Here is a 10,827-nt window from a genome sequence, read left to right on the forward strand (position 1 = left end):
GCGCCTCGATCTCAGCGCCCAGCGAGTCGAGCACCCTGTGCTCACCCCCGTAGGCGCGCTCGCCCTCGGTGCAGCACCACGCCATGGGCTCGCCGTCTTCGCCCCAGTCGGCGCGAGTCCAACGCCGGACCGTGGCCACCTCACTGTTGTGGGGGCCCGGTTCCCAGTCCACCTTGATCGGCAACTGCCAGCACACCGACGGTTTCCATTCGATGGGCGATTCGTCGGCGTCGATGGCGGCAAGGTGCAACGCACACCCGGCCCCCCCGGCGAAGCCGGGATGGTTGAGGAAGATGCAGGCGCCGTCGACCACGGCGGTGGCGGTGTGGCTGGCATCGGTAAAGACGCCGTCCCGGGCGGCGATGGCGTGGTGCTGAAATCGTTCCGGATCGAGGGTGGCCCCCAGCGCTGAAATCATGCGGGCTTCATCGTCGCCGTCGAGTTGGGCGCCCACCGAGCAACAGCCTTGGCCGAGGTGCTCACTCGGCTCGGCCAGGATCCCGAGGCATCCCTTTCCAAAAAGGCACGTCCAGTGGGATTCGAGGAAGTCCACGTCGAAGCGCCACGTCGTGTCGCCGTGGGTAATTTCCTCCATGGGCTGATCGGTCACCGCCGAAGGGTAGCGAGCCAGGCGAGGACACCCTCGGCGGCGGCCACGCCGGTGCTGAAGGCCCCCTGCAGGAGGTAGCCGCCGGTGGGGGCCTCCCAGTCGAGCATTTCGCCCGCCACGAAGGTGCCGGGCCGGCCTCGCAGCATGGCGGATTGGTCTACCGCCGATAGGGCTACGCCGCCGGCACTGGAGATGGCGCGGCCAATCGGCTGGGAGGCGGTGACGCTGAAAGGGAGGGCTTGCAGGAGGGCGGCGAGGGGGCCGGGGGCGGACGGCGGGCGGTTAGCGGTGGCCTCTCGAAGGAGCCCGATGCTCACCGGGGACAGGCCGCATCGGGCGAGGGCGGTGGCCACCGAATCGGTGGGTCGGCGTCGCTCCAGGCGAGCCACCACCTCAGCCGGGGTGGCATGGGGGAACAGGTCGAGTTCGACTCGGGCCGGGGTGCCCGCATCGAGGGTGGCGCGCAGCGCCGGACACAGCGCGTAGACCGGGCTTCCCTCCAGGCCATCGGTGGTGATCATCAGATCGCCGTGGGCGGACGTACCGCGATGGCCGACGGTGACGTCTTTCACGGGGGTACCGGCGAAGCGGTGGCTGAACACCTCGCTCCAGCCCACGATGCAGCCGCTGTTGGCCGGCCGCCAGGGGCGTACCTCGATTCCGGCGGCTCGGAGCGGGGCGGTCCAGGCCCCGTCGGATCCCGTGCGCGGCCAGCTCGCCCCGCCCAGGGCGAGCACGCTGGCCTCGGCGGCCACCACCCGTGGATCACCGTTGGGATCGGTGAAGGTGAGGGCGCCCTCGGGGTTCCATCCGTTCCAGTGGTGGCGGGTGCGTAGTTCCACCCCAAGCGACCCGAGCCGGGTCAGCCAGGCCCGCAGGAGGGCAGTGGCGCGAAAGCCTTCAGGGAAAACTCGTCCGCTGCTCCCCACGAAGGTGGGTTGGCCCAGGCCATCCGCCCAGGCTCGCAGCGCGGCGGGATCGAAGGCTTCGAGGGCGGCGGTAAGGTACGGACGCGCCGGGCCGTACCGATCGAGGAACGCCTCCCGACCTTCGCTATGGGTGAGGTTGAGGCCGCCTCGCCCGGCCACCTGGAGTTTGCGACCCACCGTGGGCATGCGTTCGAACACGGTCACGGCCAGCCCGGCGGTGGCCAGCACTTCGGCGGCCATCAGCCCGGCGGGACCGCCGCCCACCACCGCAACGTGGGCTGACTCCGGCATCAGGGAAGCACCAGATGGTCGGTTCTTCTCGGCGCTCAGCGGGTAGCGGTCATGAGGAGGTAGGGAGCCGGGAGCGTGCAGGAGCCGTCGTTGGCCACGTTGGTCTCCTCGATGGCCTCAAGGAGAAGGCGTTGGCCTTCGTCGACCTTGTCGTGAGACTCCAGCGTTTCCATGAAGCTCACGAAGGGCCCCGCCGCGGTGAGGAAGGTTTCCAAGGCGGCCTGGGGGGAGGGGAACCGCCAGGCAAAGTTTCGTTGTTCCACCTTGGCGCTGAGGCCCGCGGAGCCGAGGCGGTCGATGGCCACGACGGGGTCCCCCCATTCATCCGGCGTCGGGCCAGCGGCGGGCGCGCTGAGGTGGGCCACCTTTTCCCGCCAGGTCGCCGACCAACTGTTGGCCGCCCAGGCCGTGATCGCCACTCGGCCGCCCGGCCGACACACCCGGGCCAGCTCCCGAGTGGCGGCGATGAAGTCGGGGGCAAAGATCAAGCCCATGACGCTGAGGACCACGTCCATGCTCTCGTCGGGAATGTCGAGGTGCTCGGCATCTCCCACCTGAAGGTCCACTCGCACGCCCTCGGCCTTGCAGTGTTCCCGGGCCCGATCGATCTGGGCGGGGGTAATGTCGATTCCGGTTACTTTGGCGCCGGCCTTGGCGGCCAGGATGGCCGCGTTGCCGGTGCCCACGGCAACGTCGAGCACCGACTCGCCCGGTTGCGGATCTACCGCCTTCACGGCGATGCGGCTGATGGGGAGTAGGTGCCGAGCAATAACCGGATAGTCGCCGATGGTCCACATGTGGATCTGGGCGACACGCAACTTGGCCGTGTTCATCCCTTGATTCTGGCCTAGAGGATGGCCGGTGGCGAAGTGAGCCGAGCCCGGGTGGGGTCGGGGTGGCTAGCGCCCTCAGCCGTTGTGGAGCCAGGCGATCAGTTCGGCATCGCTGGTGTTGGCAGCGAGGGCGGCTTGATACCGCATCAGAGCTTCGTCGCCGATGAGGTCGCGCCAGAGCCCGGCGCCCGCTCGGTTGAAGAAACCGCCACTGGTCTTCCAGAACGGGGTGTCCGAGTTGGGGACCAGCTCATCGGCTCGGGCTTTCATCGCATCGAACTGGGCGGCCTCTACGAGGTCGGGGGTGGGGGGCCTCACGGCCAAGGCGGTGGCCAGTCGGTCCATCTGGCCCGCTAGGTCGGCTCGCTGATCGGCGTAATGGAAGAGGTGGATGTTGGTGGCGTCCCGACGATCCCAGAAGGTGGCGCTGTGGTGCACGAGATCACTGAGCCCCGATCTCGAGACGGCATCTTCCCGGTGCTCCATCCATTGCCAGAACTGTTCCTCAGGATCATCGGAGAGGGCGGCGGCGGCGGTGCCGTCGAGACCTAGCTCGGCCAGATCGTCGAGGCCTACGGCGTTGATCCGGGCTGCGATAAATCGGTCGTTGTCGATGTTCGAAAGATGATGTTGCCACGACATCGCAACGTCGCGAGGGTCCCTCGCCACGTGAAGGTAGGTAACGCGCTCATCCCAGGGCAGGCCGTCGAGGGGGGTGTGGGTCTTGATGAATCGACGGTGGGTTTGGGTAGTGAGGTCCTCAAAGACCTCGGCGATCGGACGAGTATTCATGTCGAGCCACGGGGAGAGTTGGGCCAGGGGCTGCGGGAGAATCGGTGTGCGAAACAGGAGCAGGGCGCACTGCATCTGCATCCAGGTGGTGCCGCACTTCGGCGGCGTACTGATCACGATGTCGTTGTCTCGAAACGTAAAACCGTTCCAGCGGTCGCTATCCCACACGAGGGTGCGGTAGCGGACCCTTGGCGCTTCGGCGGTGGTCACGAAGCAGTTCTAGCAGCCAGCAATTCCCCGGTTGGGAGGATTGAAGGCTTGGGCGTTGCCGATATCAAAGAGGCAACTGGCGCTCGTACCCGCCAGGCTAGGGCCACCCATGCCTGGCTGGTTGGTGTAGCCCCAGGAGTTCACGGAGGTGATGGGGCCGTTGCCCACACTCGCATCGGCCATCCACGGGCCGCCGGAGGCGCCGCCGGAAAGACCGCACTGCCCGAGCCACCAGCCGCTGTAGCTATTTTCGCGGGCTAGTGCCTCGGCGCAATACATGAATTTGGGGTCCTGGCTGTAGGAGTACCCCAGGGCGTCGGTGAAGGTACCGACAGTGGGTGCGGTGAACTGTACGGCCAGGCTCCCCGCCGTAACGTCCAAGGCCGAGTTCGCCACCGGGGTGCCGCTGTGCGCACCCGTGTCGCTCACTACGTAGTAGGCGTAGTCCCAGGGGATGTTGGAGGGGAACGTGCGGGTGGTCCAGTCGGTGTCCACCACCCCAAAACTTGGGGTCCAGCACCCGAGCGGGTCGTTGTTGCAGTCGTAGTCGGTGCCGGTGCCGGTGGTGTTTACCTGGTTGGGGATGAACAACACGTTGCGGGCGAAGGCCTTATTCACGTCGTCGTACACGCAATGGGCAGCGGTGATGATCACCGATCGTCCGGTGGTGCTGTCGGTGGCCACCGTGCCTGAGCATACGTAGCCGTTCCAGGAGGTTTGCGAGGCAGTGGTAGGCATCTCGAAATAGATGCGTCCAGCGGCGTTCTGCACGGCACCGACCTTGAGCCAGGCCGAGTTGGCCACGTTGGTGCTGCCGCCGCCGCCGCCGGTGTTGACGGCGAAGGTAACGCTGGCGGTGGTGGTGGTGTTCGACTTGCGGTTGGTGTCTCGGGCGACCACGAACCAACGCCAGGTGCCGGTGGTGAAGCCAGAGATCGTGGCGCGGTAGGTACTGCCACTGGCGGTTGCGGCGAAAGACTGCGTCCGGCCGCTAGGCGACACGGTCTTGAAGGTCACCGACTTCACGCCAGTGGTGTCGGTCACGGTGGCGCTGAAGGTAGCGCTGGCGCCGATGGTGGCCCCCGCAGCCGGACTGAGGTCGGTCACCACCGGGCCGGTAACATCGGCGGCGGTGGGAGCGATTCCCCGCGGGGCGGGGGCAGGTTGCGACGGGGTGGTCGTAGCGTAGAGTTGGGGTCGGCTGTGGCCGTGGGGCTCCAGCGACCCGTCCTTCTTCTTCAGGTAACTGAGGCCGCGCCGGTCCACGGCGAAATCGCGAGGGGCGGCGGCATCGATCCGAGCAGGAGTCCAGTGGGCCACTACTGCGTTATGTGCCCCGACGGTGGGCTCGGGGGTGGATGACCCCACGGGGGTGGAGATCGCCAAGGCGCCCACCACGATGATGCCGGTGATGCCGAATCGACTGGTTTTCATGAAGTGCCCGCTAGTTCTTACAAGGAACGGCCGGTTGCCGTCGCTGTGGCCCACGCCGTCCGAAGGCTACCGGCATGGGGGTCAGGTGGGAAGGCCCGAGGCCGCCGACGCCCGGGGTGGGCGGGGGCGGTGCACCTGCGGCCAATCCGGGTCGGCGAGGGGTGTGCCCTGTAGCGCCGCTAGTTGCCAGCGGGTGGCGGGAACACCGATTTTGCGGAAGTGCCGCACGTCGTCGCCGCCGTAACGCACCGAAATGGCCCGCCGGCGGGTGGCGGAGGTGTTGGCGGGGCCGCCGTGGATCGTGCGGGCGTGATGAATCACCACATCGCCCGGTGCTACCTCGAAGGTGATCAGGGCTTCGGCCAGGGCCGGATCGGCGAGGATGTCGGGGACCACTTCGCCCAGGGTGTCGGCGAGCGGTTCGGGGTCCACGAAGTAGTTGGGGCGGAAATCTTGGGTCCAGCGGTGAGAGCCGGGCAGGTACTGCACCATGCCCGAGGCGGGTCCCGCGTGGTCGAGGGGGGCCCAGGTGGTGCAGATCTGGGTACCGCGTAGGTGGAAGTACCCGAGGTCGGTGTGGAACTGGGTGCGGTGCGGGCTGCCGGGTTCCTTCACGAGCACGCTGTCTTCCACGAGCCATAGCGATTGGCTGCGCAACAAGACCGCCGCGATCGACGGCAGGGGCGACCGACAGGAGAAGGCGGCGAAGTCGGGCTGGGTGCGGAAGTGATCGGTGCCGGCGGCGAAGGTGCCGTCGGTGCCGCCCACCATCGCGCCAAGGTCGGCGACCTCAGGGCTGGCGAGCACCGCTTCGAGTGGTTCGGCCATAGCGGCGAGCAGGGCAGGATTCAGAACCCCGGTGAGGTGGACCACGCCGTCGCGCTCGAAGGTCGCCACTTCGTCGTCGGTGATGGGGCGAAGGTCCGCCAGTAGTTCAGGAGAAAGCACGTCGGTACCGTAGCGAGGCACCGGATTATCTGCAACACTATGTTGCAGATATGGGGATAACCTTGCTGCAACCCGAAGCCGCCCCGCGACGACGCGACTGGACCGCCGTGGGCGATCGTATTATCGACGCCGCCTGCGCGCTGTTCGAACAGGGCGGCCCGGACGAGGTAACGATGGCCGCGGTGGCCCGGGCCAGTGGTGTGAACCGAACCACGGTGCACCGCCACCACGGCACGCGCGACGACCTGTTGTGGGCGGTCAGCGACCGATTGGTGGCGCGGCTCGACGTGGCGCTGGCCGAAGGCCTGCACCCGGCCTCGCTGCAGGCCGGGGTAGAGGCGGTGGTGGATCGGTTGGTGAGCGACCCCGATCGGGCCCGGCAGACGTTGCGCTCCCTGCTTGGAACCGAACCCAGCGCGGCGGCACTCGATCTGCTCGCTACGGAGGTGGCGATGATGCGTCTGCTGGCGGGAGGACCACTGGGACGTTCCGGGATCGACCCTGAGGTGTTGGCCGTGATCAACCTGGCGGGGGTGCTGTTATGGAGCGCCTTGGCCGATCGGGGCCTCGTGGTGGGTGGGTCGGAGCGGTACCGCGCCGAGGTGATGCGATTGATGATGCATGGCGCCGTCGATCCGGATGCGGTTCCCTCGGGAGGTCGTCGTGGCCAGTGATCTGGTGCAGAGCCGACCCACCGGGTTCCAGATCAAAGCGGCCGGGGCGGAGGCTGCCACGCTCATCGCTCGTCTCGGCGAGGTTGGTGACGGGCTGTCGATCTGGATGTCGGAGGGGTTATCGAACAGTTTCTTGATCGTGACCCCGGCCGGGCGCGTGGTCATCAACACGGGCATGGGGTTCGAAGGGCCGATCCATCGGTCTCTCTACGACACCGTCGACGACGGTCCGATCCGTTACGTGTTGCTCACCCAGGGCCATGTGGACCATGTGGGGGGAGTGGATCGGTTCCTCGACGAGGGAACCGAGGTGGTGGCCCAGGAGGCCAACGCAGCCTGCCAAGCCGATGATGCCCGCATCCACGCCTTCCGAGTGCGGCGGTCGATGCCGTATTGGATGGACGCCGTGGCGGCGGCTGATCGCTTCATCCGAGCCCATGCCGGTGACGGGGTGCCCACTCAGTCGCAGCCGACGCCCACGCTCACCTTCCGCGACCGGCTCGAGGTGGAGCTGGGGGGCCTGAGGCTGGAGATGCTCTCGGTGCCCGGTGGCGAGACAATCGACTCGGCGTGCGTATGGCTCCCGGATCATGGGGTGGCGTTCGTGGGGAACCTGTTCTCGGCGTTGTTCGGGCACGTGCCGAACCTGGTGACCATGCGCGGGGATCGTTACCGGTTTGTGGAGCCGTTTTTGGAGTCGTTGGAGCGGGTGCGGGCGTTGCGGCCCTCACTGCTGCTCACGGGCCACTTCGGGCCGATCGCGGGGGCCGCCGTGATTGATGCCGAACTGGTGCGGATCGGCGCGGCCGTGCGGGAACTGCACGACCAGGTGCTGGCGGGGATGAATCGCGGCACCGATTTGTGGACCTTGATGGCCGAAGTGCGGCTGCCGGAGGAACTGAGCCTCGGGGAGGGCTACGGGAAAATCGGCTGGGCCGTACGCGCGATCTGGGAGAGCTACGCCGGGTGGTTTCACGCCCGTTCCACCACCGAGTTGTATCCGGTCCCGGCCGCCGCGGTGGCGCCGGATCTGGTGGCCTTGGCCGGTGGCATCGGCCCGATGCTGGCCCGGGCGCAGGCTCGTATCGACGCCGGTGAGCTGGTGGAAGCCCTACATCTGGCCGAGATCGCCGAGCAGGTGGCCCCGGAGGACCCCGAGGTGATCGCCACCTTGCTCGCCGCCCACCACGGGTTGCTGGCCGAGGTGGAGGGCCAGAACTTTTGGGAGACGGGCTGGCTGCGCACGCAGATCGCCACCCTGGGGCGCCGGAGTGCCGGTGCGTAGGGGGGTGACCTCCGTCGAGGGGTTGGTGGCCCAGGCGGTAGAGACCACCGGCCTCTCGGAGATGGGCCCTTACGCCTGGCGTGATGGGCTCGAGGTACTCGTGGCCGCCGCCCGCCGCGAGGCTGATCTCAACGGGTTCGGCGTGGACCTGTTCGAGAGTTGGGTGGGTGAGCGACTGCGGAACCGGTTGGGGGTGATCGACTGGATCAATCGTCACCCCGCGGTGGCCGACGCCCCGGTGGTGGCCCCGTTGGTGGTGGTGGGGATGCTGCGAACCGGCTCCACGATCCTGCTGGAACTGTTGGCCACCGATCCGGCACAGCGAGCGCTGATGAAATGGGAAGCCTTAGACAGCGTGCCGCCACCGCAGACCGCCACCTTCACGAGCGACGCGCGCATCGCCCGGTGGGTGGAGGTGATGGACACCACCTACGCCATGGTGCCGAGCCTCAAAGCGATCCACTGGGAGCCGGGCGACGGGCCCACGGAGTGTGTGGCCTTACTGGGTCAGGCGTTCCGCAGCCAGGACTGGCTGGGGTTGTTTCACCTGCCGAGTTACGTGGATTGGTATCTCTCCGCCGATCTCACTCCGGCCTATGCCTTTCACCGTCAGGCCCTGCAGGTATTGCAGTCCGAGGCCCCGGGGGGATGGGTGCTGAAGGCGCCGGGTCATTTGCTGGGGCTCGACGCACTGGTAGCCACCTATCCCGACGCGCGCATTGTGGTGCTGCACCGCGATCCGTTGCGCACGGTGCCGTCGTCGGTGAGTTTGTCCACCACCGCTTTTCCCAACTCGCTCACCAACGATTTGGACACCACGAGTTGGTGGGGACCGCTGTGGATGCGGATGTTGGGGGAGATGGTGGATCACCTGGGCGACTTCCGGCAGCGTCGGGGTGACGTGGCGATCATGGATCTGCACTACACCGATCTGGCGGCCGACCCCATCGCCGCCGTGCGCTCCATTCACCGACACTTCGGTGGCGACCTGTCGGTTGAGGCAGAGGCGGCGGCGCAGCAGTACCTGGCCGACCATCCCCGCGGTGGGCACGGCCATCACCAGTATTCGCTCGACGACGCCGGGATCAGCGTCGCCAGCGTGGAACAACGTTTCGCCAACTATTGCCGCGACAATGCTGTGGTGGCCGAGGGGATCGCATGACGGATCGGGTGCAGGTAGCGCTGGTGGGGTGTGGGGCGATTGCCGAACTACACCGCTGGGCCATTGAGGAAAGCGGGGCCCCGATCGACATCGTGGCGGCGGTCGATATCCACCCGGCCCGCGCCGAGGCCATGGCGGCCCTGACCGGGGCGGTGGCCTATTCGTCGCTCGACGATGCCATCGCCTCGGGCACCTTCGACGCGGTGGATCTGATGTTGCCGCATCATCTGCACGAGGAGATCACCCTGCGCTGTTTCGCCGCCGGGTTGCATGTGTTGTTGGAGAAACCAATGGCGCCCACCGTGGACGCCTGTGACCGGATCGTGGCGGCGGCGGCCGAGGCGGACACGGTGTTCATGGTGGCGGAAAATGCCCAGTACTGGCCCGAGGTGATAACCGCCGCCCGCCTGGTGGCGGAGGGAGCTATCGGCGAGGTGGTGACGGCGCGAGCGTGCGCCTTCATCCCGCCGCTGGCGGATTTCTATGGCGGGGAGGACCCGTGGCGGTTCGACCCGGTGCAGGCCGGCGGGGGTTTGGCCATCGACACGTGCTCCCATTGGTTGCGGCCGTTGCGAATGCTGCTGGGCGAGGTGGTGGAGGTGGTTGGTGATCTCGGACACCCGTTCCCAGGGATGCGCACCGAGTCGTTGGTGCGGTCGCTGGTGCGGTTCGAATCGGGGGTGGTGGCGAGTCTCGACGCCTTGCTCACCAGTGCCTCGCTGGCCCCCGAGGTGCTCTTTCGGATCACCGGGAGCGAGGGCGAGATCACCGTGGAGGGGGCCGGTACCTGCACGCTCACCACCCGCGAGCACCGGCGCGGCCTGGTGGTGGGGGAGGCGGCGGGCTACTTGATGAGTTATCCGGGCGAGTTCGTAGACTTCTCGGCGGCGGTGCTGCACGGCACTCCGCCCGCCGCCACCGCCGCCCACTCGCTGGGGGAATTACGCACGGCCTTGGCGCTCTACCGCTCCGTAGATACTCGACGCTGGGAGAACGTATGGGAGTGACCTTCGACTTCGCCGGGGCGGCGGTGCTGGTTACGGGCGGTACTTCAGGGATTGGGTTGGCGATCGCCACCGGTTTTCGCGATGCCGGGGCGGCGGTCACCATCACCGGCACGCGGCCCTCGGCCCGCGAGGTGGAGGTCGATCTCGGCGGCTTCGCCTACCAGCAGTGTCGCCTCACCGACGCCGGTGAGATCGAGGCGTTGGCGGAGGGCCTCGACGGCTTGGATGTGCTGGTGAACAACGCCGGGGCCACCATGCCCGGCGGGAAAGACGAGTGGGAGCCAGAGGTATTCGCCGAGTCGGTGGCGATCAACCTGACCGGCGCCTTCCGGTTGTCGCTGGCGTGTCGGAGCCGCTTGGCGGCGAGCCGTCACCCTGGCGGCGCGGCCGTGGTGAACCTGGCATCGATGTCGAGTTACGACGCCGTGCCGATGGTGCCGGGCTACGGGGCTGCCAAAGCGGGGATCGTACAGATGACCAAGACACTCGCTACCCAGTGGGCTCCGGAGGGGATTCGGGTGAATGCGGTGGCACCGGGGCTGATCCTCACCCGCATGACTGAGGTGATGACCCAGTTCGACGGACTGGCCGATCCCTACCTGGCCCGCACCCCGATGGCCCGCTGGGGAAGCCCGGAGGATGTTCAGCCGGT

General features: G+C 67.5%; 11 protein-coding genes. 5 read left to right on the plus strand and 6 right to left on the minus strand.

The window, feature by feature from the left end; all coding sequences use genetic code 11:
* The 6 genes from EXQ71_12615 to EXQ71_12640 form a co-directional block, all read right to left on the minus strand.
* The coding region (locus EXQ71_12615) for a hypothetical protein (protein MSO88336.1) at nt 1–610 on the minus strand (610 nt) is incomplete at its 3' end.
* The gene (locus EXQ71_12620; GenBank protein MSO88337.1) at nt 607–1,830 is read right to left on the minus strand and encodes a TIGR03862 family flavoprotein; all 1,224 of its coding nucleotides are present in this window, start codon (nt 1,828–1,830) and stop codon (nt 607–609) included. The genes EXQ71_12615 and EXQ71_12620, both read right to left, overlap by 4 nt.
* 35 nt (nt 1,831–1,865) lie before the next feature.
* Entirely contained in the window at nt 1,866–2,663 is a 798-nt protein-coding gene (locus EXQ71_12625) for a class I SAM-dependent methyltransferase (protein MSO88338.1), read from the minus strand.
* Nucleotides 2,664–2,738: 75 nt separating this feature from the next.
* Entirely contained in the window at nt 2,739–3,665 is a 927-nt protein-coding gene (locus tag EXQ71_12630) for a sulfotransferase domain-containing protein (GenBank protein MSO88339.1), read from the minus strand.
* A gap of 9 nt (nt 3,666–3,674) precedes the next feature.
* The gene (locus EXQ71_12635) at nt 3,675–5,099 is read right to left on the minus strand and encodes a hypothetical protein (protein ID MSO88340.1); all 1,425 of its coding nucleotides are present in this window, start codon (nt 5,097–5,099) and stop codon (nt 3,675–3,677) included.
* Between the two features lie 81 nt (nt 5,100–5,180).
* A complete protein-coding gene (locus EXQ71_12640; protein MSO88341.1) occupies nt 5,181–6,095 on the minus strand; it encodes a hypothetical protein in 915 nt (304 codons plus the stop codon).
* Between the two features lie 2 nt (nt 6,096–6,097).
* On the opposite strand from EXQ71_12640, the gene EXQ71_12645 reads away from it, so the two are divergent.
* The 5 genes from EXQ71_12645 to EXQ71_12665 all read left to right on the plus strand — a co-directional run.
* Nucleotides 6,098–6,721, plus strand: coding sequence for a TetR/AcrR family transcriptional regulator (locus EXQ71_12645; GenBank protein MSO88342.1), 624 nt, complete (start codon nt 6,098–6,100; stop codon nt 6,719–6,721).
* Nucleotides 6,687–8,006 (plus strand): MBL fold metallo-hydrolase, encoded by a 1,320-nt coding sequence (locus EXQ71_12650; protein MSO88343.1) that lies wholly within the window; start codon nt 6,687–6,689, stop codon nt 8,004–8,006. Before EXQ71_12645 ends, EXQ71_12650 begins: the two co-directional genes overlap by 35 nt.
* 4 nt (nt 8,007–8,010) lie before the next feature.
* Nucleotides 8,011–9,168 carry a sulfotransferase gene (locus tag EXQ71_12655; GenBank protein ID MSO88344.1) on the plus strand — a complete coding sequence of 386 codons (1,158 nt, stop codon included), beginning with the start codon at nt 8,011–8,013 and terminating at the stop codon, nt 9,166–9,168.
* Nucleotides 9,165–10,175, plus strand: a complete 1,011-nt coding sequence (locus EXQ71_12660; GenBank protein MSO88345.1) for a Gfo/Idh/MocA family oxidoreductase — start codon at nt 9,165–9,167, stop codon at nt 10,173–10,175. Before EXQ71_12655 ends, EXQ71_12660 begins: the two co-directional genes overlap by 4 nt.
* The coding region (locus tag EXQ71_12665; GenBank protein MSO88346.1) for an SDR family oxidoreductase at nt 10,166–10,827 on the plus strand (662 nt) is incomplete at its 3' end. The genes EXQ71_12660 and EXQ71_12665, both read left to right, overlap by 10 nt.

The sequence above is a fragment of the Acidimicrobiia bacterium genome, assembly GCA_009694375.1.
Taxonomy (GTDB): Bacteria; Actinomycetota; Acidimicrobiia; order Acidimicrobiales; family VFJN01; genus VFJN01.

Coding starts and splice junctions, on each gene's coding strand:
- EXQ71_12660 (MSO88345.1), top strand. CDS start 9,165: ATGACGGATCGGGTGCAGGTAGCGCTGGTGGGGTGTGGGGCGATTGCC.
- EXQ71_12645 (MSO88342.1), top strand. CDS start 6,098: ATGGGGATAACCTTGCTGCAACCCGAAGCCGCCCCGCGACGACGCGAC.
- EXQ71_12620 (MSO88337.1), bottom strand. CDS start 1,830: ATGCCGGAGTCAGCCCACGTTGCGGTGGTGGGCGGCGGTCCCGCCGGG.
- EXQ71_12625 (MSO88338.1), bottom strand. CDS start 2,663: ATGAACACGGCCAAGTTGCGTGTCGCCCAGATCCACATGTGGACCATC.
- EXQ71_12635 (MSO88340.1), bottom strand. CDS start 5,099: ATGAAAACCAGTCGATTCGGCATCACCGGCATCATCGTGGTGGGCGCC.
- EXQ71_12650 (MSO88343.1), top strand. CDS start 6,687: ATGCGGTTCCCTCGGGAGGTCGTCGTGGCCAGTGATCTGGTGCAGAGC.